This is a genomic window from Chryseobacterium phocaeense, assembly GCF_900169075.1.
Classification (GTDB): domain Bacteria; phylum Bacteroidota; class Bacteroidia; order Flavobacteriales; family Weeksellaceae; genus Chryseobacterium; species Chryseobacterium phocaeense.
Map to the genome: position 1 here is coordinate 588,588 of NZ_LT827014.1, position 22,745 is coordinate 611,332.

General features: G+C 39.7%; 20 protein-coding genes. 4 read left to right on the plus strand and 16 right to left on the minus strand.

The annotated features are described in order from the left end of the window. Window positions 1-52: 52 nt before the first annotated feature. On the minus strand, window positions 53-910 hold the full coding sequence (ypfJ, locus tag B7E04_RS04225; protein ID WP_080777517.1) for a KPN_02809 family neutral zinc metallopeptidase: 858 nt from the start codon (window positions 908-910) through the stop codon (window positions 53-55). A gap of 78 nt (window positions 911-988) precedes the next feature. Between ypfJ and B7E04_RS04230 the strand changes: the two genes are divergently transcribed. The 3 genes from B7E04_RS04230 to B7E04_RS04240 are packed head-to-tail and all read left to right on the plus strand — an operon-like array spanning window position 989 to window position 2,766. Then, window positions 989-1,309, plus strand: a complete 321-nt coding sequence (locus B7E04_RS04230) for a hypothetical protein (RefSeq protein ID WP_139785335.1) — start codon at window positions 989-991, stop codon at window positions 1,307-1,309. Next, complete coding sequence (locus tag B7E04_RS04235) at window positions 1,309-1,635, plus strand: hypothetical protein (protein WP_080777519.1); 327 nt, start codon at window positions 1,309-1,311, stop codon at window positions 1,633-1,635. The genes B7E04_RS04230 and B7E04_RS04235 overlap by 1 nt, the downstream gene beginning before the upstream one ends. Before the next feature lie 3 nt (window positions 1,636-1,638). Beyond that, window positions 1,639-2,766 carry a glutathionylspermidine synthase family protein gene (locus B7E04_RS04240; RefSeq protein WP_185117064.1) on the plus strand — a complete coding sequence of 376 codons (1,128 nt, stop codon included), beginning with the start codon at window positions 1,639-1,641 and terminating at the stop codon, window positions 2,764-2,766. On the opposite strand, the gene B7E04_RS04245 is transcribed toward B7E04_RS04240, so the two are convergent. From B7E04_RS04245 to B7E04_RS04300, 12 genes are all read right to left on the minus strand, one after another. Beyond that, a complete protein-coding gene (locus tag B7E04_RS04245) occupies window positions 2,756-4,834 on the minus strand; it encodes an LTA synthase family protein (RefSeq protein WP_139785355.1) in 2,079 nt (692 codons plus the stop codon). The genes B7E04_RS04240 and B7E04_RS04245 overlap by 11 nt on opposite strands. A 223-nt stretch (window positions 4,835-5,057) precedes the next feature. Beyond that, the gene (ribH, locus tag B7E04_RS04250; RefSeq protein ID WP_062651536.1) at window positions 5,058-5,576 is read right to left on the minus strand and encodes a 6,7-dimethyl-8-ribityllumazine synthase; all 519 of its coding nucleotides are present in this window, start codon (window positions 5,574-5,576) and stop codon (window positions 5,058-5,060) included. A gap of 3 nt (window positions 5,577-5,579) precedes the next feature. Beyond that, window positions 5,580-6,287 (minus strand): YfgM family protein, encoded by a 708-nt coding sequence (locus tag B7E04_RS04255; protein ID WP_080777521.1) that lies wholly within the window; start codon window positions 6,285-6,287, stop codon window positions 5,580-5,582. Between the two features lie 246 nt (window positions 6,288-6,533). Further along, window positions 6,534-7,070, minus strand: coding sequence for an adenine phosphoribosyltransferase (locus B7E04_RS04260; protein ID WP_080777522.1), 537 nt, complete (start codon window positions 7,068-7,070; stop codon window positions 6,534-6,536). Continuing rightward, window positions 7,070-8,269 (minus strand): hypothetical protein, encoded by a 1,200-nt coding sequence (locus B7E04_RS04265; RefSeq protein WP_080777523.1) that lies wholly within the window; start codon window positions 8,267-8,269, stop codon window positions 7,070-7,072. Before B7E04_RS04265 ends, B7E04_RS04260 begins: the two co-directional genes overlap by 1 nt. Window positions 8,270-8,395: 126 nt before the next feature. Next, on the minus strand, window positions 8,396-9,418 hold the full coding sequence (locus B7E04_RS04270; RefSeq protein WP_080777524.1) for a hypothetical protein: 1,023 nt from the start codon (window positions 9,416-9,418) through the stop codon (window positions 8,396-8,398). 162 nt (window positions 9,419-9,580) lie between these two features. Next, window positions 9,581-10,912 carry a quinol:cytochrome C oxidoreductase gene (locus B7E04_RS04275; protein WP_080777525.1) on the minus strand — a complete coding sequence of 444 codons (1,332 nt, stop codon included), beginning with the start codon at window positions 10,910-10,912 and terminating at the stop codon, window positions 9,581-9,583. Window positions 10,913-10,920: 8 nt separating this feature from the next. Next, window positions 10,921-11,631 (minus strand): c-type cytochrome, encoded by a 711-nt coding sequence (locus B7E04_RS04280; RefSeq protein WP_080777526.1) that lies wholly within the window; start codon window positions 11,629-11,631, stop codon window positions 10,921-10,923. Beyond that, the gene (locus tag B7E04_RS04285) at window positions 11,624-12,145 is read right to left on the minus strand and encodes a DUF3341 domain-containing protein (RefSeq protein WP_034724188.1); all 522 of its coding nucleotides are present in this window, start codon (window positions 12,143-12,145) and stop codon (window positions 11,624-11,626) included. The genes B7E04_RS04280 and B7E04_RS04285 overlap by 8 nt, the downstream gene beginning before the upstream one ends. Next, window positions 12,132-13,529 (minus strand): NrfD/PsrC family molybdoenzyme membrane anchor subunit, encoded by a 1,398-nt coding sequence (gene nrfD / locus B7E04_RS04290; protein ID WP_062651516.1) that lies wholly within the window; start codon window positions 13,527-13,529, stop codon window positions 12,132-12,134. The genes B7E04_RS04285 and nrfD overlap by 14 nt, the downstream gene beginning before the upstream one ends. A 25-nt stretch (window positions 13,530-13,554) precedes the next feature. Further along, entirely contained in the window at window positions 13,555-16,620 is a 3,066-nt protein-coding gene (locus B7E04_RS04295) for a TAT-variant-translocated molybdopterin oxidoreductase (protein ID WP_080777527.1), read from the minus strand. 23 nt (window positions 16,621-16,643) lie between these two features. After that, on the minus strand, window positions 16,644-18,005 hold the full coding sequence (locus tag B7E04_RS04300) for a c-type cytochrome (RefSeq protein ID WP_080777528.1): 1,362 nt from the start codon (window positions 18,003-18,005) through the stop codon (window positions 16,644-16,646). Between the two features lie 182 nt (window positions 18,006-18,187). On the opposite strand from B7E04_RS04300, the gene B7E04_RS04305 reads away from it, so the two are divergent. Next, on the plus strand, window positions 18,188-18,736 hold the full coding sequence (locus B7E04_RS04305; RefSeq protein WP_080777529.1) for a sporulation protein: 549 nt from the start codon (window positions 18,188-18,190) through the stop codon (window positions 18,734-18,736). Between the two features lie 49 nt (window positions 18,737-18,785). On the opposite strand, the gene B7E04_RS04310 is transcribed toward B7E04_RS04305, so the two are convergent. From B7E04_RS04310 to B7E04_RS04320, 3 genes are all read right to left on the minus strand, one after another. After that, the gene (locus tag B7E04_RS04310) at window positions 18,786-20,132 is read right to left on the minus strand and encodes a DUF6080 domain-containing protein (RefSeq protein ID WP_228439811.1); all 1,347 of its coding nucleotides are present in this window, start codon (window positions 20,130-20,132) and stop codon (window positions 18,786-18,788) included. A 4-nt stretch (window positions 20,133-20,136) separates the two neighbouring features. Beyond that, window positions 20,137-21,099: a T9SS-dependent choice-of-anchor J family protein gene (locus B7E04_RS04315; RefSeq protein WP_080777530.1), complete on the minus strand. Its 963-nt coding sequence runs from the start codon at window positions 21,097-21,099 to the stop codon at window positions 20,137-20,139. A gap of 85 nt (window positions 21,100-21,184) precedes the next feature. After that, window positions 21,185-22,726: a protein adenylyltransferase SelO gene (locus B7E04_RS04320; RefSeq protein WP_080777531.1), complete on the minus strand. Its 1,542-nt coding sequence runs from the start codon at window positions 22,724-22,726 to the stop codon at window positions 21,185-21,187. Window positions 22,727-22,745 lie beyond the last annotated feature (19 nt).

The following is a 22,745-nucleotide window of genomic DNA, read 5'->3' on the forward strand; positions in this document are numbered from 1 at the left end:
CATAAAACCCTGAAGATTTTCTTCAGGGTTTTTAAATTATAATAAAAAAGGATTATTTTAAAAGCTGGTTAAAAGTATCTCCCTGCTTAATGTCTCCCGTATTGTAACCTTTCATAAACCATTCTTTACGCTGTGCTGATGAGCCATGGGTAAAGCTTTCCTGGTTTACATAACCCTGGGATCTCTTCTGGATATTATCATCACCTACGGCCTGTGCAGCATCAATGGCAGATTGTATATCACCAGGTTCTAAAATACCTTTGGTTTCATCCGTTCTTTTTGCCCAAACCCCGGCATAGAAATCCGCTTGAAGTTCTGTGGCCACGGAAACCCTGTTCATATCTGCTTCGGAATATCTTCCGCTCCTTCTTAAGGCATCAACTTTTTGGGTAGTTCCAAGGAGAGTCTGTACATGATGACCCACTTCATGCGCTAAAACATAAGCAACTGTAAATTCTGTTACCTGTGCCCCAAATCTTTGTTGCAGTTCATTAAAAAAGCTCATATCCATATAAACCTTCTGATCTGCAGGACAGTAGAATGGTCCCATAGCAGCCTGAGCTGTTCCACATCCGGACTGAGTGGTATTTTCAAAAAGAACAATTTGTGGTTTTACATACGTCATTCCATTCTCTTTAAAGATCTGATCCCAGGTAATGATGTTCCATTTTCCCATCATATCCACCATTTCCCCAATCTTTTTTTCATTGGCTGTAAGTTCTCTTTGCTCCGTATTTCCGGAAGATTGCACACTGCCGGAATTAAGAATACCGGAAGGGTCACCTCCTAAAAAGAAAATAATTGCAGCTATAATCAAAGTTCCTAGCCCTCCTCCTACAACCATTCCTCCGCTGCCACCAGAACCACGGCGGTCATCTACATTGCCGCCTCTATCGTCTGTCCATTTCATAGTAAAATTTTTTTTGCCTTGTAAATTTAAAATAATATCATTACTAAATGACTACTTTTGTGAAAAATTACTGCCCGCGTGAAAAAAATTAAAATTTGCCTTTTATCAGTTGGAATAATGGCATTTACAGGATGTAAAGAAGAAAAAGAAGATGAAGTACAGGATGTGGATAAGACCGGTTCTATTGAAACGGTGCTTTCCGTTGAACATCTTGATACTGCTGATGTCCTCATCACTAAACATAAGATCTGGAAAGACAAAAAGCTCTTTAAAGAGATCATTAAAAAAGATACGATTCCCAGTCTGGGAGATACGCTTGTCGGAGGCGAGGACAATGAGGGCTATGACCATATTGCCAAGACCAAAAAAGATTATGAATTTTTTATAACGGTTCAATAATGAAAAAGTCCGGTTCTATAAAATTACTTTTTGTAACAGGAATATTAGCGGCCTGTTCCCAGGAAAAACCAAAAGATCAGAAAGAAAAGAAAGTCTATATGCGGTCAGATACTACAGCTTCTTACACCAGAAGTCATGGATTTCTGGCGGGAGTTCTTTTGTATCATGCATTCAGGCCGTATGGTGCGTATAGCTATGGGGCCTACCAGAAAGCTGGATATTACAGTGATGCGATAAGCACCAAATCCAATATAGGAAGAAATAATTACAAAGGCAATGTCGTAAGGGGAGAGTTGGGGAGAAGTGGTTTCAGCGCATCATCTTAAATTATGGAAAGAATTCAGTCACAATTCAGAAAAAACTGGCAGCATAAGCTGGAAAATCTAGGGTTCGGATACCACTCTCTGGATGGGCTTTACTGGGATGAAAGTCATTACTACCAGTTGAGTTCAGAAGAAATTAATATTATTGAAGGGGCAACTGCAGAACTTTGGCAGATGTGCCTGGCAGCGGTAGATTATATCATTGAAAAAAATCTTTGGGACCAATTCAGCATTCCTGAATGGTTCAGGAATTATATCATCATGAGCTGGGAGGAAGACCATCCGTCTATTTATGGGCGGTTTGATTTCGGTTTTGACGGTAAAAATCTAAAACTGCTTGAATTTAATGCGGATACACCCACTTCACTCTATGAGGGTTCTGTGATCCAATGGTACTGGCTGCAGGAGCTTTTCCCATATAAAGATCAGTTCAATTCCATTCATGAAAAACTGGTAGGGTATTGGACGCATCTTAAGAATTATATGAATCCGCATCATATTTATTTTGCATCGCTTACCAATATGGAAGATGTTACGAATGTGGAATATATGAGGGACTGTGCTTCCCAGGCCGGTTTTGATACGGAGTTTATTCCTGTTCAGGATATCGGATGGGCGGAAGATGTTTCAGAGTTCATTGCCGGCGACCGTTCGGTGATGGAGTATATTTTTAAGCTTTATCCGTATGAATGGATCCTTGCGGACGGATTTGGTGAAAAGCTGGTGAAAAATGGATTCAGGTCCCAGTGGATTGAACCGGCATGGAAAATTTTACTTTCTTCCAAGGCTATTCTGCCTGTTCTATGGGAAATGTATCCGGGGCATCCATATCTGCTGGAATCCTATTTCGAGCCACGGCATTTGAAGGATTTTGTCAAGAAACCAATCTATTCAAGAGAAGGAGCCAATGTGAGCATTCACAAAAACAATATTCCGGTGGAGGAAAATGATGGCATCTACGGTAAAGAAGGCTTTATCTACCAGCAATTATTTGAACTTCCCGATTTCGGAGGAAATTATCCGGTGATCGGAAGCTGGGTGATTGGTCAGGAGGCTGCGGGTATCGGGATCAGAGAAAGTGTTCATCTGATCACCAATAATCAGAGCCGTTTTGTTCCGCACCTTATCGGTTAAGTTTTTTGTGCTTCAGCCAGAATGAAGTAGACTGATACGCAGAAACAGCATCGTTAACCAGTTTCTGGTCTGGGTTTTTGATCAGTTTTTCATCATAATAAAGTTTAAATTCCGGAGCCAGGCTGCTGGGCTGTAATTTCAAAGCATATTGTTTAACCTTTTTTACCGGTGAGATAATCGTTAAATGTCTGTCTTTTAAGAAACCAAGATCCTGATAAGTTGCGATATATGCTTTAGGCTGGAATTCTTTTTTAAAGACATCCTGACCAAGGAATTTAGATTGATAGCTGAAATTCAGCAAGCCGAACAGGGTTGGCATAATATCAATCTGGGACATCAGCTTATCAAATTTCTGAGGCTGGATAAAACCTTCTGAAAAAATCATGGCCGGGATTCTGTATTTGTCAACCGGAAGCTCAGTTTTTCCAGCACTGGACGCACAGTGGTCTGCAATGATCACAAAGACGGTATTTTTGTACCAGTCTTGTTTTTTAGCCATTTCAAAGAATTTTCTTAGGGAATAATCCGTGTATTTTACCCCTCCGTCGCGCGATTTTGCAGTCCCGGGAATATCAACCCGTCCTTCAGGATAGGTGAAAGGCCTGTGGTTGGAAACCGTCATCCAGTGATTGAAAAACGGTTTTCCGGATTGAGCTTCCGCATTCATCGTCTGGATTGCTTTTTTAGCCATATCTTCATCCGCCACACCCCAGACATTGGCAAAAGTGATCTCTTCCGGCTTAAAGCTGTTCCTGTCGACAATATCATAGCCGTTTCCGGCAAAAAAATCCTGCATATTATCAAAATAACTGTACCCTCCGTATAAGAATTTTACATCATAGCCTTTGGATTTGAATACACTTCCCGTGGTGAATTTATTTTTGTTATCCTCCCTTTTAATGACACTTTCTCCTGCAGTGGGAGGAATACAAAGCGTCAGTGCCTCGAGTCCCCTTACCGTTCTGTTTCCGGTAGCATAAAGATTGGTGAACATCATGGAACGGTCCGCAAGGCTGTCCAGGAATGGGGTCATTTTTTTAGTATCTCCATAGTGTTCCATGAAATCTGCGGATAAACTTTCAATAGAGATCAGCACTACATTTTTCTTAAGTTCCGGCCGGTCAGAAACTACATTTCTCAGTAAAGCAGGATCAGTATATTGGCTCAAAAATTTCTTTTCCGCCTGCTGCTGACTGATGTGAGGATAAAACTGGAAATAATCCAGCTCATTGTGGGTAAAGGCCCAGTAGAACTTGGGAAGCCCGTTGCTTTCGATCTCATCGGCAAAAACGTTGTCGGACCTGATCTGCATTAAAGTTGATATGCCTAAAAGACTTATGCCTGCAAGGACAAAAAAGGTTGCCAAAAGCAGCATCTTTTGTTTAAAATCGGGAAGTGTGAGAAGCTCATCTTTTGTTTTTTTATAAATAAACCAGGTCACGGACAGTGTAATGATGAGAATTCCCAGAAATAAAGGAATCACCGGATAGCTTTCCATAATGTTTCCAATCACTTCATTGGTGTAGATCAGATAATCCACTGCAATAAAATTATACCGAACCCCGAATTCATTATAAAAGAAATACTCACTGACCGAATTAAAGATGATCAGAAGAACATAAAACATGAGCGTGATAAAATAGAGTGTATTGCGGATTTTTATCTTTTTGGAAGGGATAAAAAGAATCAGACCGAATAAAATAGTTTTAAGAGCCACAAAACCGAGGGCTATTTCTGTGACAGACCCTCCATACTGATCAAAAATATTATTTGGAACAAGCAGGATGTACAGAAAAAAGAGGATCAATACTCCGAAAATTATATATCCATATGGCTTTTGATATTTTGAATCCGACAGAAATAAGAAATAAACAGCCATTACTGTCCCGGCTATTATAAAAACAAAAGTATCATTAAGAAGACCTATGGATAAGACTTTTACTATTTCAGGAAAACCAAAGCTGGCTGTGGTGATTGGATGGAGCAGGAAAATAATCCGAATGATGAGTGAGATAATAACGTAGAAAATCCATAAATATAAGAATGGTTTTATTTTTCCTGAAAACATGTACATTAAGTCTTTGTTAATTTTCGCAAAGATAGTTTTTGTATACAACTTTTAAGAAAAAAAAGTCGAAACATGATATTTCTTATAAAATTTTTGAATTATTGCTGAATAATTAACTTTTTCTTTAATGATGTGAAATGCATAAAACTCAATGAATCACCTATCCACAATAAAAAAGGACTATTAAAAAATAGTCCTGTATACTGTTAAGGGATATTAACGGTTAAGAGTGTCCGAAACCAATATTTCCCTTTTTGTCTGAAAGCTTTCTTTTGAAATCAATCATGCTCAGTGCGGTTACGGCTGCTTCTACGCCTTTATTTCCAAGATCTCCACCGCTTCTGGCAATGGACTGCTCTTTATTGTCATCTGTCAGGACACAGAAAATGGTTGGGGTATCTGTTAAGACATTACAGTCTTTAATGCCCTGTGCCACGCCTGCGCTTACAAAATCGAAGTGTGGGGTTTCACCGCGGATAATACATCCGATGGCAATCACGGCATCATACTTTCTTTCTTTGCACAGCTGCATGCTGGCATAAGTAAGTTCAAAAGCGCCCGGAACCGGGAAGAGTTTTATGTTTTCTGGTTTTACGCCCTCTTTTTCAAGAATTTCCAATGCTGCATCACGAAGATTGTATGTTACAAAATCATTCCACTCAGAAAAAACAATGCCGATAGAAAAATCTTCGGCATTGGTTATATGAAGTGGCTTGTAATCCGAAAGATTAACTGTTGCCATTTTTTAGTAATATTTAGTCATTTCAATATAAGAATCAGACATTCCGTTGTCGTAGTCCTGATATTTCTCGTCAATTGCAGAGAAGTATTTCTTAGCTTCTGCATTTTTCTTTAATCCTAATGCTACAATACCTGCTTTTCTTGTGAAATAGTAAGTGGTATAAGGATCGTCAGAAGCTGTTGAAGCTTTATCAAGTAAAGATAGTGCCTCGTCATTTTTATTAAGCCCAGATTTTGCATCTGCCATAGCACCCCATTTCAAAGCTACCAATGTTTTGTTATCAGATGAAAATTTGTCTAAAAGGTCATATGCCTCCTGGAATTTTCCTTCTTTGAATTTTAAAAGACCTGCGTTGTATGCAGAAAGCTCACCCACCTTCGTTCCAGAATAGTCATTATATGTTCCTATAAAACCAGGATTAGCAGCAGATTTTCCACCTAAAGCTTCTTTATCTTTACCTTCCGTCTGGTTTTTCTGAGCAGCAAGGAAACTTTTTACAGCTTCTACGTTCTTAGGAGCCACTACAAATTGTTTGTAAGCGAAGAATCCTAAAACACCCAAAACCAATACCCCGAATACAATACCCAATTGTTTTGAATATTTCTCAAGGAATCTTTCAGTGTTTAAAGCCTCTCTGTCAAGGTCTTTAAAGAACTCCACCGTTTCTTTACCTTCTTGCTCATCCTGAGCATTCTTTCCCAATTTTGCCATATATTTTTAAAAATTGAAATGCAAATTTAATTGTTTCTGAATGATTTACAAAATACTTTGAAGCATTATTATGAAAATGTTGCGAATTGCTGATCGTGATTGATGAATTAAATAAAAAAAGATGCTTCAGCCTGGTTCAGCATGACATGTTCCATACTATATGTTTTGCTTCAAAAATGAATAAAACAGACTGATTAAAAAATGTCATGCTGAACGGAGCCGAAGCATTTATTCAGAACAATACGTTTAATATTCTAAAATATGATAAACTTCTGCATTGAATGGTTTCAGTTTTTCTTCGCCATTTAATCCTTGCAGGCCGATAAGAAAACTAAACTGTGATACAGTAGCTCCCTGTTTTTCTACGAGTTTAGCTGCTGCTTCCGTAGTTCCTCCTGTAGCCAGAAGATCATCATGGATCAGGATTCTCTGGCCTTTTTTGATCTGGCCTTCGCGGGTTTCTATTTCGGCACTTCCGTACTCCAGGTCATATTTCTCTGAAACAACGGGAGGGGGAAGTTTTCCTTTTTTACGGATCAGAATGAACGGAACTTCCAGAGCCACTGCAATGGCGATCCCAAAGAGATAGCCGCGGCTTTCTATTCCGCATACGGCATCCACTTTTCCTTTACTGAACGCAACAAGATCTGCAATTACATCTTCATAGAGTTTCGGGTTCAGGAAAATAGGTGAAATATCTTTAAACTGAATTCCCGGAATCGGAAAATCAGGAAAGTTTTCAATAGTTTCTTCCAGTCTTTTGATCAGTTCCTGTGATGCCATTAAGGGTTTATTTTATAACTGGAAATTTTCCAGTCTCCGTTTACATTTTTAAGCCCGAAAGTCACTTTCAGAGACGTTGTTTTTCCGTTCTTATCCGTTACGTCATACGTTGCATTTACACTGGCTCCGCTTGCATTGGAAGCATTGGTGGTGATGTTTTTTACGCTAACGTTTTTCACAGACCCAAATCCTGAGGTAGGGTTGGAGAATGATTCATAGCTTCCCCAGCTTGGATTGCTGGAATTTTCGTAAGCAGCTTTAAGGTTTTGTGAACTTACATTGCTCAGGAATTTACTTACTGTATTTTTTGGATCTGCAGTAGGCTGTTTAGGAGCGGCAGGCGTTGTTGAAGTTGCATTCGGGTCTGCCGGTACAGCAGGATTTGCATTAGGATTATTCGGGTCAATCACAGCGTTAGGATCCTGGGTTACTGCAGTGGAATCGGGTTTTGGCGGAGCCGGAACTTTTAAAGCCGACGGATTTACATCCAACCCGATTTTAGACATTTTGAATGTCTTGGCCGTAGTTTTTACGGAAACAGTAATGTCGATTTTATTATCAACCACCTTTGCGGCCGGAATTGAAGAGAACTTCAGGTTGAATCCTTTAAAATTATTATCCTGCATCAGGTTTTTAGCAGTAGAAAGCTTTACGCCGTTACTGAAAACCTCTAAGGTAGCCTCTAAGCCGGCACCGGTAAATGAAACAGGCTTTCCTGCAGCATCTACAAGTCTTGGAACGATCTGAATGGCAGTAGGAGCTCCGGTTCCGTCGTCTCCGGAAGGGTTGGCCATAATGCTCAGGGAGCTTGCTTTCACATCATTGGCATCGGTTTCTTTAGCTTTGTCATCCCCGAAGATATTCATTTCTCCAAGAGAAGGAGGAGATGTACTGGCCCATTCAATACCATTTTTCTGCGCTACTTCGTCAGCCATGGTAAGGATCTCAGGAACTTTTTTTCCATCAATAAGCTTTCCAAGGGCTTTCAGTTCTTCCACATCGCCATCTGCTTCTACACCGAAGGTCTTTAAAATATAGAGCGCTTCATTGAATTTGATCTGTTTAATCGTTGAAAGGCTTGCCGTCATATCATTGATACTGGACTGCAGCGTTTTAGTATTCGTAGCATCTACATGATCTTTCTTGCATGCTGTAAAAAGCAAGAGACTGAAAACAAGTAGAAAAGAAAACTTTTTCATTTTTATCTGGTTTGTTGCAAATTTAATAAAACCTTTATTAAGAGTAAGTTTTTATTTTCCTTTTGTTCATATTTAGAACTTAATATGACCAGATTAATGCAGATGCTACGGTTTTATATTCAGGATTTATTTTTTAGATGTATTTTCCAGCTCTTTTAAATCATCCTTAAAGAATGAGCTGAAGATAGTCTGCATATTCGGAAAATCAGCTTCTTTCCAGAATTCTTTTTTATAATTACTTTCAGTGCTTTTGAATTTTACTTTTTCGATATCATTTTCATTGGTAAAGCTCATTTCTGCAGGGTAGAAATTATTGTACGAAATTATCTGGTTATACTCAGGTTCGCTTTTGTGCTTAAGCTTTAGAAATACCACTTCATTGTACTCTAAAAAATCTTTAAGTCCTTTTTCTGATCCTTTTTCAAAAGACATATTGAGAATGGTTCTGATATCATAGAACCTGTATCCGAACAGAGAAAACTCTTTCTGCTGAAGTGCGGCACCGGTTACTTCAATCTGGTCTTTCTGATCACCTTTTAATTCTTTGATGACGTTCCAGCTTTTTTTGTAGTCTTCAGGATTACCTACATGCTTAAGCCTTGGGAGCTCCAGTGAGCTGCTAGTGTCCCAGGATGAAACTTTCTTTTTTTCATCTTTTGCGTCGGCCAGCTTAAAAACTCTGTACTGTTCGATATTCGTGCTTTTCAGTTTTTTTGTTTTATTATCAAATATATAGGTGATGATTCCATCTGTATAGCTGTTCAACCTGTTATTGAGCGTAACGTATGCGTTGAAATTTCCTTTGATCATTATATACTTTGCAGGTTTTGTATTTTTAATGACTATGGTTTCTATTTCTTTAACCTGATCATTGATTTTAATTACATCCTGGCTCAGTTCTGCGTAGGTAAGAAGAGCAACGGGGAAATTGTTGTAAACCAGCTGAAACTTTTCCTGAGCAGGAGTGATGGATTCTTTATTAATTTTACCATCAATATCTGAAAAAGCAAGAATACTTCCGTCTTTTCCGAAAACAGAAACTTTTGGAAGCGGCTTGTTGGTACGTTCAGAAATAAAAGTGATGCTCTGTGCCTGGATGAAGCTGAACAAAATAATAAACAGAGTAGAGAAGAGAAGATTTTTTTTCATAAAGATATTTTATTTTAGTTTGTAAATAATTCATCAGTCTTACTCTATAGACAACCAAAATCCAAAAAGGTTGCCTGAATGTTAAAAAATATTCCCCTAAAGGCACAAAAAAAGACTGATCATTACAATCAGTCTTTTTTATTTTATTTCTGTTACAAGTCCTTAGAAAGGATACTCATAAATTTCAGATTCGTGAAGGTAAGGGTTACCTGTAGGGATCAGTTTCAGTTTAGATAATGCTGTAAGCACTGTAAACATGAATAATCCAACTACGAAAAGGATAGCTCCCAATACCAGGATGAATACCTCAGGAGTTCTCCAGTATGGACCTACCGTTCCCGGCATTACCATGTTGAAGTAATCTAAGATGTGTCCCAGAATAACCACTACAGCCATTGTTGTTACCACTTTGTAGTTTCTCTTGATGCTGCTGCTCACTAATACCAATAGCGGTAATAAGAAGTTAACGATCAGCATTGGAAGGAACGTAGGAGAGTAGTGCTGGAATCTTCCGAAGAAGTAGTTCACCTCTTCCGGTACGTTGGCATACCAGTACAACATGAACTGGGCAAACCATGTATACGTCCAAAGCATACTTGTAGCGAAAAGGAATACTCCTAAATCGTGCAGGTGGTTATCATTGAACTGAGGTAAGAATCCGTTTTTCTTTAAGTAAACACTCAGAAGGATAATCACAGCAATTCCACTTGAAAGGCAGCTTACCATTGAATACCAGATGTACATGGTAGAATACCAGTGAGGGTCAATAGACATCAACCAGTCCCAGGCCCATGCTGCGGAAGCAAATCCGAAGAATACGATATATCCTACTGCCCATCTGTACAGCATTTGGTAATCTACTTTAGATTTGGTTTCGTCTACAAGCTTAGACTGAGCTTTCAGTTTCCATGCGAAGAAAGAAGCACCGATCACATAAATAAGTGTTCTGATGGCATAGAAAGGAATATTTAAGAATCTTTTCTTTTCGAATAGGATCACATCAAAGTGAGCAGAATTCGGATCTGTTAAATCCGGGTCCATCCAATGGAACAGGTGAGCCTGGTGGAAAATATTCAATAACATTAATATAACCAGAATAGCTCCTCCGTAAGGGATGTAAGAAGCAATAGCTTCCATTACTCTTGTGATGATAATAGGCCAACCTGCGTGAGCAGCATGCTGAATACAATAAAAGAATAATACAGCACAACTCACTCCAAAGAAAAATACGGCTACAAAGTGCAGCGCTGCCAGTGGCTGGTTGTGAACCTGAAGCTCAGCGTGCTCCAAATGAGAAGCGTGGTCCTGAGGTCCTACCATTTCACTTGAGTGGGTAGGCGCAGTATGACCGGCAGCATGAACTGCTTCCATCATATGCTCTATTTTTTCAGTAGTAAGTCCTTTGTTCATAAAGAAACCTATAGCAAATAGAACTAAACCTACAACAAGAAGGATTATAGAAGTTGATTTTAATTTTGGTGAAAAACTATACATTTCTTTTCTTATTTTTTAGTTTCGGTAGTAGTCTCAGTTGCAGGTGCGGCTGGTGTAGCGGCAGCAGTTGTAGCTGCTGCAGGTGCTGCTGCTCCTTTTTTGAAAGCACTCATCACATACATGGCTACTCTCCATCTGTCACCGGCATTAAGCTGGCCGGCATAAGATCCCATTGCATTTCTACCGTTAGTTAATACATAATGAACAGATCCTACAGTAAGTTCTCTGTCTGCATAGTTAGGTACTCCGGAGAAAGCTCCTGTCTGTACGATAGGCCCCTGTCCATCACCTCCGGTTCCGTGACATGCTGCACACGTTTTGTCAAACAACATTTTTCCTCTTTCAATATCTTTAGCTGCATTGGCAGGATTTAAAGGAGAAGCAGTCATTTTTTTGGATGCATCATATCCGGCGTTGTACTCATCAACATTTTTCGGAAGTAATCCTTCTTCAAAAATACCGTCTTTATTTTGAGCAACTGTTCCTTCTACAGGAGCAAGACCTGTTGCAAAACTATTTTTAACGAATGCAGGAATTTCATTTTCATGATCTGAATAAGCATCCTGAGCTTTCATCAACGGATCATAAGCTACCGGGAAGTACATATCAGGGAAATATACTAACGGTACATTTTCTTTTGGTCCGCAAGAATTAAGTAAAACCGTTGTTAAACCTAAAACTGCTGTAATTTTTAGTACATTCTTTTTCATTTTAAGCATCTTTAACAGTTATTTCTTCAACTCCGGTTTCAATCAGCAACTGCTTTACAGACTCTACGTCTTCAGTTACAAATTCCATCAGGAATTTATCATCAGTAGTTCTTGGATCAGGATTCTGAGCAGGAGCTCCCGGATACATTTTGTTTCTTACAAGGAAAGTCAATGACATCATGTGAGCGGCACAGAATACCATCAATTCGAACATAGGTACCACGAATGCAGGCATGTTGTGTGCCCAGTCAAACGCCGGCTTTCCTCCGATGTTCTGAGGCCAGTCATGGTTCATTACATACCATGTTACCGTAGCTCCGATGGTTACCCCGTAAAGAGCATAGAAGAACGCAGCATCAGAAATTCTGGTTTTCTTTAACCCTAAAGCTTTGTCTAGTCCGTGAACCGGAAACGGAGTATACACTTCGTTTATCGCAATTCCTTTATCGTTGAATGCTTTAACGCCGTTCATCAAATCGTCGTCGTCAGCATAAAGTCCGTATACAATTTTAGTGGTGCTCATCTCCTTCTTTTGCTTTATAAGTTTCACCTGAAATTTTCAGAATCGATTTTAATTCAGCCTGTGCAATTACAGGGAACGTTCTTGCGTATAGTAAGAATAATACGGAGAAGAATCCGATTGTTCCTAAGTATACACCCACATCAATGATCGTTGGCTTAAACATAGTCCATGATCCTGGTAAGTAATCTCTTGAAAGGTTGATAACGATGATATCAAAACGCTCAAACCACATACCGATGTTGATGATCAATGCAACAATGAATGTCCAGATAATGTTCGTTCTTGCTCTCTTGAACCAGAATGAAGCCGGAACAACAAGGTTACAGATGATCAATGACCAGAAAGCCCACCAGTAAGGTCCTACTGCAGCACCTGGTGAAAGGTACGTAAAGTCTTCAAATCTTGATCCTGAATACCATCCGATAAAATATTCTGTAGCATAAGCTACCGTTACCATACCACCGGTAAGAACGATTACGATGTTCATAATTTCAATATGATACATTGTGATATATTCTTCAAGGTGACATACTTTTCTTGCAATTAACAATAGGGTCTGTACCATTGCGAATCCTGAGAAGATCGCACCCGCTACGAAGTAAGGAGGGTAGATGGTAGAGTGCCATCCTTTAATTACCGACGTGGCGAAGTCAAATGATACCGTGGTGTGTACCGAGAATACAAGTGGAGTAGCCAAACCTGCAAGAACCAAAGAAAGTTCTTCGAATCTCTGCCAGTGTTTTGCTTTACCACCCCATCCGAAAGCAAGGAATGTATAAATTTTCTTAGTCCAAGGCGTTTTAGCTCTGTCTCTGATCATTGCAAAGTCAGGGATTAGTCCCATGAACCAGAATACTGTTGATACTGAGAAATACGTAGAGATCGCAAATACGTCCCAAAGTAGAGGAGAGTTAAAGTTCCCCCAAAGAGAACCGAACTGGTTTGGTAAAGGGAATACCCAATATCCTACCCAAACTCTACCCATGTGGATTACAGGGAAGATGGCTGCCTGTACAACCGCAAAGATCGTCATCGCCTCTGCAGATCTGTTTACAGACATTCTCCAACGCTGTCTAAATAATAATAATACTGCGGAGATAAGTGTTCCGGCGTGACCGATACCTACCCACCATACGAAGTTGGTAATATCCCAACCCCAGTTAATAGTTCTGTTAAGCCCCCATGCTCCAATACCTGTCCCGATAGTATAAGCGATACACCCGAATCCATAGAGGAAAAGAACCAATGCTGCATATAGTGAAATCCACCATAGTTTACCTGCTCTTTCTTCGATAGGTCGTGCAATATCTTCTGTGATATCGTGATAAGTTTTGTGACCAATAATTAGAGGTTCCCTTATCGGAGCTTCGTAATGTCCTGACATTTTTTACCTATTTATTATTTAAACTTTATTTTTCTACTCTGTTTCTTACTTTAGTGTGATAGAACACGTTTGGCTTGGTTCCGATCTCCTCTAGTAAATAATATCTTCTGTTGCTGGAGTACAATTCTCTCACTTCAGATTCTTTGTCATTCATGTCTCCGAACGTCATAGCTCCGGTAGAACAAGCAGCAGCACAAGCACAAGAATTCTTGAATTCAGTATCTGTTACTTTTCTGTTTTCTCTCTTAGCGGCTAAAATAGTAGCCTGAGTTTCCTGGATACACATTGAACATTTCTCCATTACCCCTCTGGTTCTTACCACCACGTCAGGGTTTAGTACCATTCTTCCTAAATCATTGTTCATGTTGAAGTCGAACTTATCATTCAGGTTATATGTAAACCAGTTGAAACGTCTTACTTTGTACGGACAGTTGTTTGCACAATATCTGGTACCGATACATCTGTTGTAAGCCATATGGTTCTGACCTTGCTTACCATGTGAAGTAGCCGCTACCGGACATACCGTTTCACAAGGAGCGTGGTTACAGTGCTGACACATTACCGGCTGGAAGATTACATCCGGATTGTCTGCAGGGTGATTTAATGCACCTCCGTCTCCGAAAGCAGTACCGTACAATTCAGGTACAGCCATTCCTTCTTTCAATCCTTCGTATACTTCTACTTTCTGTCTTGAAGAATAGTAACGGTCAATTCTTAACCAGTACATATCTCTTGACATTCTGATCTCTTCTTTACCTACAACAGGAACGTTGTTTTCTGCCTGACATGCAATAATACATGCTCCACAACCTGTACAAGAGTTAAGGTCGATGGATAGGTTGAAGTGAGGCCCGTCCGTATCATCGAAAGCATCCCAAAGGTCAATCTTTCTTGCCGGAAGAGCTCCGCTGATCGTGTGATATTCCAAAGGCTTGTTCCATCCTTTATGTTCGTCATCGAAAGGTACGTTGATGAATTCAGCCAAAGGAACTTCCTTAGCGATTTCGTAACGTCCCATCAGGGTATTCTGAAGCTGGATTCCAGCGAATTCGTGGTCTTCTCCCGTTTTTTCGATTTTAACTCCTGAAACAGCTAAGTTAGAACCGTCAAATAAAGGATAAGCGTTTACTCCCGTATCAGCAGTAGTTCCTGAATCTTTTTTACCATATCCAAGGGCAAGACCTACAGATCCTTCTGCCTGTCCCGGCTGAATAAATACAGGAACGTCTTTTATAGTTACTCCGTTTACCGTAAGGTTTACGATAGAACCATCCAGCTGCATTCTCGCGTTAAGATCGTTATCAATTCCAAACTTCTCAGCATCTTTAGTAGAAATGGTCAGGTAGTTATCCCATGACATTCTGGTGATAGGATCCGGTAATTCCTGAAGCCAAGGGTTGTTGGCCTGAGTACCGTCACCCATGGAAGGTTTGGTGTATAATACCAATTCTAATTCGGAAGCCTTAAAGTTACCAAGTTCAGCAAGAGCCTGGGCAGCATTTCCTCCTGAGTAAGCTAATGCAGTCGCATTGGCAGAAGTGGTAATACCGTTATATAAAGCTTTGTTGAAAGAAGTTCCTCCTAAGATAGAAGCAGCACTTGCTTTCAGATAATCGTAATAATTATTGGCAGCATTGTTTTTACCATTTTTCCAAACCAATAGAGATTCTTCAATCTGTCTTGATTTGTAGATCTTCTGGATTGTTGGCTGCATTAATGAATATACACCGGTCTGAGGCTCAATATCACCCCATGATTCTAACCAGTTAGCTACCGGAATTACAGCTTTCGCTGCTTTGTACATTTCATTTTTCTTGTCAGCTACAGCTACTACGCAAGCTACTTTTGAAAGAGACTTTTTGAAGTCTTCTCCTTTCGGATGAGAGTAGATAGGGTCTACATTGTTTGCGATCAATACGCCAACCTGACCTGCATTTACCCATCCTAAGAATTCCTGGTATCTAGCTTTATCAAATTCTTTCAGGAAGTTCGCTTTACCTGTGAAAGCTACTGAACCTAATTTTTGGTTGATAAGGTGTGCTAAAACCTGTGCTGCTTTGGAACCGTCAGCGAAAACAACAGCCTTGCTGCCTTTTGCTTTCAGTTCAGCTGCAATTTCAGAAGCGGTCTTATCAGAAGTACCACCTCCTACGATTGCGTTGTAAACTTCAATTAATGTTTTGTTTACGGCACTTGGCTTTAATCTGTATCTTGAGTCAGCATTTGCACCGGTTAATGACATGTTGGCTTCCACCTGGATGTGTCTCAACATGTTTGGTCCCGGCTTTCTTGCTGCTGCGTATGATGTTTCTAAGCTTGCTCCGTTGTAATCTCCTAAGAAATCAGCCTGGAAAGAAACTACCAGTTCTGAACCTTTAAGGTCATATACCGGTAATGCTCTCTGTCCGAATACTTCCTGAGCTGCATCCAATGCTGCAGAATGAGGATAAGCATCATAAGTTACCAGTTCAGCGGTAGGATATTTAGCTTTGAATTCAGCAAATAGTTTTTTGAAGGTAGGGGAAGGGAAAGAGTGTGACAAAAGCACGATCTTCTTACCTGCTGCGCTGGCATCTGCCAGACCTTTAAGAACGAAACTGTCTACTTTATCGAAAGTCTCATCTTTTCCGTCCAGTTTAGGCTGCTTTACTTTATCATTGTCATAAAGAGAAAGTACACTTGCCTGAGCTCTTGCATTGGTAGTCCCTAAATCACCCGCTGCCGGGTTTGGATCTATTTTAATAGGTCTTCCTTCACGGGTCTTTACTAAAACGCTGGCGAAGTCGAATCCGTCAAAATAAGTTGAAGCGTAATAGTTTGGAACCCCCGGAATAATGTCATGCGGTTTTACCACATAAGGAATCGTTTTGATTACCGGTGCTTCACAGGCAGCCAGTGTTACGGCTGCTGTAGAGAATCCTAATATTTTTAAGAAGTCCCTTCTTGAAGTACTGGATCCGTTCTGTTCAGCATCTCCAAGGAAATCTTCTACCGGAATTTCTTCCTGAAACTCTTTCTGAGCCAGCTTATTGTTTAAAGCCGGATCTTTAAGTTCATGAATACTTCTAAATTGTATTTTGTTTGAAGCCATTTATACTTCTAATTTTTTAGTTATTAATAATGACATTTACCACACTCAAGACCTCCAATTGCATCTACTGTGATTTTTCCGCCATCCTGAGGATATTGTTTTTTCAACTTGTCATGTAGATTCTTGAAGTATTCTTTATTATAACCGTTGTTCATATCAACCTCAGTAGTTCTGTGGCACTCGATACACCATCCCATAGTGAAGTCATTGGCCATCTGAACAACATTCATTGTGTCAATTTTTCCGTGACAAGCTTTACAAACTACATCAATTTTGTTGTTTGGATTCTTTTTGTTGAAAGAATTGATGATCGCCTGCTCACCCGCTACTACGTGCTGAGAGTGGTTGAAGTACACGAAGTCCGGCATGTTGTGGATTCTTGTCCATTCTACCGGCTGTGTTTTTCCGGTGTACTGCTGTTTTTCAGGATCCCATCCTGTAGCAGCGTAGATTTTCTTGATTTCACCGTCGTAGAATGCTTTATCTTTTCCTGGCTCCATATAGTGATCAGCATTGTATTCGGAAATGGTTCTGTGACAGTTCATACAAACGTTCATAGAAGGGATTTCAGATACTTTACCGTACTTGGCACTTGAGTGACAAAGCTGACAGTCTATTTTCTGTTCTCCAGCGTGGATTTTGTGCGAGAAGTAGATAGGTTGTTCAGGCTTATACCCTTTGTAAACCCCGATCCACATGATCCAGTTCCACACTCCGTAAGCGGCTAGAAGGGCAAGGATACCCAATGCAGCTTTACCTACGTAGTGGTATTTCGCATAAATTTCGCTGAAAGATTTAACTCTTGTTTCGTTAAGCCCTGCTAAGTCTTCAGACTGGCCTAATTTTACTAATTGTCTTAGTTTAATTAAGATCCAAACCAATAAACCTGCAATAGCAATAAGTGAAATAATAACTACGCTTGTTGTAGTATTATTTGCCGGAGCAGCAGCTGCCGCGTCTGTTGCAGCATCTTTCTTAGGATCTGCAGCAGGCTCCGGAGCCGGAGGATTAGTTGTGTAAGCTAAAATGTCATCAATATCCTTTTCCGTAAGGTTTGGGAACTGCAACATTTCAGTCTTGTTGTATTTTTCAAAAATCTCATTGGCGTATTTGTCTCCTGAAGCCCTGAGAGCTTTGTTGTCTTTGATCCACTTGTGAAGCCAATCTCTGTCTACACCGCCTTCTGTCTTTACACGTTCTACAACCCCCTTCAGCGGTGGTCCTATTACCTGTTTGTCCAGCGCGTGACATGCAGTACAATTCGCTTTGAAAAGTTTCTCTCCGTTTTTAGGATCGCCGTCTTGCCCGTAAATTGAAGCACTGGTTGATAGCAATAGTCCTATCGCGATCAACGTTTGTTTATAATGCTTTCTCCAACTAATCATTTAAATTATCTTATGTTAGTAAAATATTGAATCAATCAATTCCGCAAAAATAATATTTTTAACAGGAATTTAACGGTATATGGAAAAGGGAAAATATCATTTACGTTTAATTTGTATTGATTCTAAATAGTGTTGTTTGGTATAATTTTTTAATTTTAATAGATTTGCAGAAACAAGTTTAAATGAGAAATTTAATCAAAATATTTTCAATCGTATCTTTATTTGGGTTTTATCATATTGAAGCCCAACAGGTTGTTAAAAAAGATACCCTATCCGGTACAGAACTGATCATGACGATGGATTCTAAAGTGAATGCTGCCCTGGAAGGAATAGAGGATAAATGTTCCAGAACAACAGGCAATACCTCAGTAAGAGAAAATAATACGGACAGTGGAATTGTATCCACTCCAAAACCGCCAAAAATTTATGTGCCGAGCCGTGAGCTGAGCAATGCTGAAATTTGCAGAAAGAACCCGAGAATTTTAGGTTTTAAAATCCAGATTACAACGGTAAAAAGCAATGAAGAAGCCAATGAAGTGAAATCTTATTTCAGAAAGAGATTCCCGAACCTTAAAGTGGAAACGGATGCCTCTTTAAGACCGAACTATAAAATCCTTGCAGGAAGTTATTTTACCAAACAGAGCGCTGCATCTGATCTGTCAAAAATCAGAGAATACTTCAAGTCAGCAATCGCTGTACAGTACAGGATTTTCTGTGCCGAAGCCAAATAAAAGCTAAATCAAATATAAAAAGCAAAGCTGAGAATTTTCTCAGCTTTTTTTATTGGTAATATTTCTCGAGAAACTGGAAGAAATCAGACATTCTGAATAGATTATTCGTGAGCAGGAACACAAATAGAATTCCCATAATCAAGGTTAAAAATGATAAAGCTTTGGAATTTGACCGGTAAGTATAAAACAGCCATCCCAGCAGCAAAGGATAAACAAAAACAAAGTGTCCGCCATAAATGTACGAGGTATGCAACCCGAATCTCATGATGCAGTGAATCACAATGTCAACAGCAAATGAAATGGCGAGAATCTGTACCAGCTTATTTTTGAAATTCTTAAAATAACTCCACAAAACAAGAACCAGAAGGATGATGACAAAAGCATAACAGAATGCCGATGAGTAGGGCTCCATTAAAAGACCTTTGAAATTGAAGCCTTTCATATTGTGCTTGTCGGATGTTATAAAGCTTGGGAACAAAATACTGCCTCCGAAAAAATAAGAAAGCATCATATCCCAGTCCGGAATGGATTCTACATTAGAGAATTTTTCGTACTGCTGATTGGTTTTTGAAAAGATGTTTTCATATTTAAAATCTATTCGCAGAAGATAAAGAAATACAAAACTGGCGACAGTGAGAGTCACGCGGAAAGCTGCATTTCCAAATTTTTTCCAGCTTCTGAAAAGGGCCTTTTCAAACAGGACAGGAATAAAAACCTTAACCAGATTGGTGATGGTGAGACCGCCTATCGTGATTCCCGCAAGGCTTAATGCAGATCCAGGGATTTTTTCCTCCTTTTTAAGCTTTACCGCTGCATAATAATTGTAAATACTCAGTAAAAGCAGAGTATAGGTGAAGTTTTCCGGCGTAAACGAAAGAATGATACTCGTAGAAAAAAGACCGAAGAACAGGATAATAAGGAGGCTGATCTGAAGCGGCAGCCGGATAATATTTATTAGGTATTTAAAAATCTGGACCATGCATAAGCTTATTGCTATATTGCTAAGCCAGGCCAGGGTAAGTCTGAAGGTAAAGTCCATTTTTCCACCGGAGACCCATAAAGAGAATTCCCGGACCCAATTGAAAAAATAATACGCAAGAGGGTGTCTCTCAAAGCTTCCGCCGGTCATGATAATCGCTTTGTTATCAAAACTGAAATAAGCATCCCAGGGAATTCTGTTGTCAAAAATAATCCTGTAATGAAAAGCAATATATGACCCCAGGACTCCGTAACAGATCAAAAAGAAAAGAAAAACGGCCAGTTCTGTATAAGAATTGGGAAATATCTGCTTGAAAATGGCAATGAGTTTTGTTTTGATAAAAGACACGTCTCGGTTTTTTGCAAAAATAAAATAAAAAAACTCACCGAATCCGGTGAGTTTTAAAGATTGTCTCATTGTTTTATTGCTTGATCACTTTTCTTGTAGAAGTGCTTCCGTCAGCAAAATCAATTTTTATCATATAAGTTCCTTTCGGGAATGAAGAAATATCTGTATTTCCGGATTCGTTCTGAAGCAGGGATTTTCCGGCCATGTCAAATACGGTGGTAGATTTTATCTTTTTATCCGTTTTGATATTGATTTCTCCTTTGGTAGGATTCGGGAAAATATCTGCTGTTTCTTTGGCTTTTGAGGATATTTCTTGGGTGGCAAGAGTGCCGGTTGTAACTTTTACATCATCTACCATGAACATATAAATATCATTGGATACACATTGAATACCAATTCTTATGGTTTGGCCTGCATAGGCATCCAGACTATGAGAACCTTGCGTCCAGTTAGGGTAAGTTGCCAGCAGCGGTTGCGCTCCTGCTCCTGCAATAATGGTAAAGTTAGCAGCGGCTGTAGGAGTTCCGGATCCTACGTATACTCCGATTCTGTATTTTTCAAGCCCGTAGGAATTGGATAATGATTTTGTCCATAAGGTTAACGTATTTGCTGCTGCACCTAAAGTTATGGGAGGTGAGATCAGCCAGTCATTATTGGCAACCGTGCCTCCTGTAGGTGGAGTGGCATTCCAACAAGCTGCATATTTGTTTCCGCTGTGCGGAGTGAAATCCCTTACTTCCTCATCTACACCCGTGATAGGTGCTGCAATATTTGTTACATTGGCTGCGGAAGGATTAAAAATCTGAAAGGCCATCGGCGATCCTGCGTTTGCCCAGTTCGCTGTCCATGTGGTGCTTTCTGTAGGGCCTCCTCCTGTGTAGGTAGGTCTTAAGTCAAGGTCCAGGGTAAGCCAGCTTCCAATACCTGTAATGATAAAGTTATTGTAAGAGTCAAAATTTTCATCAAGAAGTACAGTCTGTGCATTTGCTGCTGTAATTCCAAGCAATAAGCTTAAAGAAAGGAGAGTTTTTTTCATAATAATATTTTTTCTAAAAATAGTGAAAAAATGTTATTATGATACAAAAATTCAGTTAAATTGTTTAAAATGTGTGTTTTATTTATCAGGAGCTGCAGGATAGTGTAGAACATCCCGTTGTGTCATTATAAGTAGAAGGCCTTTTCACAGAAAACTCAGGATATAATTCTTCATATGGATTTTCAAGGGCAAGGGTCAGTTTTTCAAGCATTTCTGTTTTTCCGGTACTGATCTCTTCAATGCATTCATAAAGAAGATAATTTCTTAGGGTAAACTTAGGATTGGAACGCTTCATTAATGCTAATGATTCTTCTCTTGGGATCGTATTGGCGGTGAGCCTTGCTTCGTATTTTCCTGCAAAGTCTTCCAGTTTTTTCAATTTTTCATGATCTAAAGGAATGTATACTGTATCAGCAAAAAGAGATTGAAAATCACTTTCAGTGTTTAGTTTTTCCAGTTGGTTAAAAAACAAAGTGTAATCCAGCTGTAGCTCCTGCATCAGTCCCTGCCAGTTGGTGAAGAATTCCTCATCACTTTCCAGAAGTTCATCAAAACCAAATTTGCGGCAAAGCATCTGATCATGGGCTTCCCAGAAGTAAGTTCCATAATGGTTTAAGGTGTCTTCCAAGAATTTTTCATCTTTGATTAAGGGATGAAGTGCATTTGCCAGCTGCCATAAATTCCATTGTGAGATCTGTCCCTGTTTTCCGAAAGCATATCTTCTTCCCGGAAGATCTGTGGTGTTTGGGGTGAAATTAAGATCATATTCGTCCATCATGGAATAAGGTCCATAGTCTATCGTTAATCCCAAAACAGACATATTATCCGTATTCATTACTCCGTGAACAAATCCTACCCTGAACCATTCAACCATGAGATCTGCTGTTCTGGTACATACTTTTTCAAAAAAGTCTTTATATTTCTGAATTCCGTCTGTAGTAATTTCGGGATAATAGTTTTCAATGGTGAAATCTGCAAGATCCTCCAGGGTATTGTATTCCCGCTGGGCAGAAAGCAGTTCAAAATGTCCGAAACGCAGAAAACTTTCAGCGGTTCTGATGACCACAGCTCCTTTTTCCAACTGAGGATTTCCGTTATACATCATATCTCTCACCACATCCTCTCCTGTAAAAGCCAGACTTAAAGCTCTTGTCGTAGGAACGCCAAGGTGGTACATAGCTTCACTCATAAGATATTCACGGACCGAAGACCTCAGCACAGCTCTCCCGTCTGCATGTCTGGAATAAGGCGTTGCGCCGGCTCCTTTCCACTGGATTTCTGTTTTTCTTCCTTCCTTATTAATGATTTCTCCCGCCAGTATGGCCCTTCCGTCTCCAAGCTGTCCTGCCCAGTTTCCAAACTGATGCCCTGCATACGCGGTGGCATAGGTTTTTACATTTTCCGGAAGATGGTTTCCAACGAGAAAATCAAGGTCCTGTTCTTCATATTGTCCCAGACCGATTTCTTCAGATAAAGTTTCGTTAAAAGCAATCAGCTGCGGAGCATCAAAACCTGCAGGCTTTGTTGTGGAAAACAAAACTTTCGGGGTATTTCGCTGCATCGGGTTGTTTGAAAGGTCGCCCGGAAATATATCGGTAAAAGGCTGTCTGATCTGTTCAATATTCATACTTCAAAGGTACTCATTA

Coding starts and splice junctions, on each gene's coding strand:
- B7E04_RS04300 (WP_080777528.1), bottom strand. CDS start 18,005: ATGATTAGTTGGAGAAAGCATTATAAACAAACGTTGATCGCGATAGGA.
- B7E04_RS04245 (WP_139785355.1), bottom strand. CDS start 4,834: ATGTTTTCAGGAAAAATAAAACCATTCTTATATTTATGGATTTTCTAC.
- B7E04_RS04270 (WP_080777524.1), bottom strand. CDS start 9,418: ATGAAAAAAAATCTTCTCTTCTCTACTCTGTTTATTATTTTGTTCAGC.
- B7E04_RS04235 (WP_080777519.1), top strand. CDS start 1,309: ATGAAAAAGTCCGGTTCTATAAAATTACTTTTTGTAACAGGAATATTA.
- nrfD (WP_062651516.1), bottom strand. CDS start 13,529: ATGTCAGGACATTACGAAGCTCCGATAAGGGAACCTCTAATTATTGGT.
- B7E04_RS04305 (WP_080777529.1), top strand. CDS start 18,188: ATGAGAAATTTAATCAAAATATTTTCAATCGTATCTTTATTTGGGTTT.
- B7E04_RS04265 (WP_080777523.1), bottom strand. CDS start 8,269: ATGAAAAAGTTTTCTTTTCTACTTGTTTTCAGTCTCTTGCTTTTTACA.
- B7E04_RS04280 (WP_080777526.1), bottom strand. CDS start 11,631: ATGCTTAAAATGAAAAAGAATGTACTAAAAATTACAGCAGTTTTAGGT.
- ribH (WP_062651536.1), bottom strand. CDS start 5,576: ATGGCAACAGTTAATCTTTCGGATTACAAGCCACTTCATATAACCAAT.
- ypfJ (WP_080777517.1), bottom strand. CDS start 910: ATGAAATGGACAGACGATAGAGGCGGCAATGTAGATGACCGCCGTGGT.
- B7E04_RS04255 (WP_080777521.1), bottom strand. CDS start 6,287: ATGGCAAAATTGGGAAAGAATGCTCAGGATGAGCAAGAAGGTAAAGAA.
- B7E04_RS04310 (WP_228439811.1), bottom strand. CDS start 20,132: ATGAGACAATCTTTAAAACTCACCGGATTCGGTGAGTTTTTTTATTTT.
- B7E04_RS04275 (WP_080777525.1), bottom strand. CDS start 10,912: ATGTATAGTTTTTCACCAAAATTAAAATCAACTTCTATAATCCTTCTT.
- B7E04_RS04295 (WP_080777527.1), bottom strand. CDS start 16,620: ATGGCTTCAAACAAAATACAATTTAGAAGTATTCATGAACTTAAAGAT.
- B7E04_RS04240 (WP_185117064.1), top strand. CDS start 1,639: ATGGAAAGAATTCAGTCACAATTCAGAAAAAACTGGCAGCATAAGCTG.
- B7E04_RS04320 (WP_080777531.1), bottom strand. CDS start 22,726: ATGAATATTGAACAGATCAGACAGCCTTTTACCGATATATTTCCGGGC.
- B7E04_RS04315 (WP_080777530.1), bottom strand. CDS start 21,099: ATGAAAAAAACTCTCCTTTCTTTAAGCTTATTGCTTGGAATTACAGCA.
- B7E04_RS04285 (WP_034724188.1), bottom strand. CDS start 12,145: ATGAGCACCACTAAAATTGTATACGGACTTTATGCTGACGACGACGAT.
- B7E04_RS04260 (WP_080777522.1), bottom strand. CDS start 7,070: ATGGCATCACAGGAACTGATCAAAAGACTGGAAGAAACTATTGAAAAC.